Here is a 1,193-nt window from a genome sequence, read left to right as displayed (position 1 = left end):
TTTTCCCTTGAGGAAAACATCGCTCTTGCAAGGCAATTTTTATTGGAGAACTTTGTGAGCCGGGGCATGGTGGTTGACTTCGCCGTACACCAGCCAGACCGGGAGGACGGCGGCATACCAAACCCGCATTTTCATGTGCTTTGCCCTATCCGCCCCATCGAGCAGGACGGCAAATGGGGGCTAAAGCAACGCCGGGTGTATGAGCTGGACGAGGACGACAACCGTATCCGAGACCAGAACGGCGAGTTTGTTTTCAACGCCGTTCCCACTACCGACTGGGGCAGTCCCGAAACGCTGGAATACTGGCGGCAGACATGGGCGGAGCTATGCAACGCCAAGTTTGCGGAAAAGGAGCTTGACGTTCGTATCGACCACCGGAGCTATGAGCGTCAGGGCGTGGAGTTTCTTCCCACCGTCCACGAGGGCGCAACCGTCCGGGCAATGGAGAAGAAAGGCATACGCACCGAGAAAGGCGAGTTCAACCGCTGGATCAAGGCAACCAATGCCGTTATCCGGGACATCAAGAAGAAAATCACTCTCCTGTTTGATTGGATTGCCGAAGCAAAAGCAGAGCTTGCCAAGCCGCAGACCCCCGACCTTGTTTCTCTGCTGAACGCCTACTACACCCAGCGCAAAGCCGGGGCTTATTCCCAGAAAGGCAAAATCAGCAACCTAAAGGAGATGAACGAGACTTTCAATTATCTCCGGGCAAACGGCATTTACACCCTTGAAGATTTGGAAAGCCATGTCAATGAACACAGCTCCACCACAGAGAGCTTGAAGAAAACGCTGGACGGGCAGACCGCCCGAATGAAAGCAATTAAGCAGCTCTATGACAGCTCCGCTGCTTTCCAGAACTTGAAGTCTGTCTATGACGGCTTGCAGAAAATCAAGTTTGAGAAGCCCAGAGCCAAGTACAAGGCAGAGCATGAAGCGGAACTGATACAGTTCTACGCCGCCAGACGAAAGCTGACCGGGGAATTCCCGGACGGCAAGGTGGATATGAAAAAGCTGTCCGACGAGTATGACGAACTGGAACAGGCGCACGAAACCACCTATGGCGAGTTTAAGGCTGTCAGAGACGATTTACACCGCCTTTGGAAGGTCAAGTCATGCGTAGATACTGCCGCCCGATTTAACGAGCGTACAGAGGAACAAAAGCTCCAAAATCGACCCCAAACACGACAGAAAAA

At 53.0% G+C, this 1,193-nt stretch carries 1 protein-coding gene; it reads left to right on the top strand.

Annotation, left to right across the window (positions count from 1 at the left end):
- Positions 1–1,193, top strand: a 1,193-nt coding sequence (locus H8S55_RS13865) for a MobA/MobL family protein (protein ID WP_186879359.1), incomplete at both ends; no start/stop codon positions are given.

It is taken from the genome of Flintibacter faecis (assembly GCF_014287875.1).
GTDB classification, from domain to species: domain Bacteria; phylum Bacillota; class Clostridia; order Oscillospirales; family Oscillospiraceae; genus Lawsonibacter; species Lawsonibacter faecis_A.
Note: the sequence above shows the minus strand (reverse complement) of the source record. Positions and strands in the feature narration are given on the sequence as shown.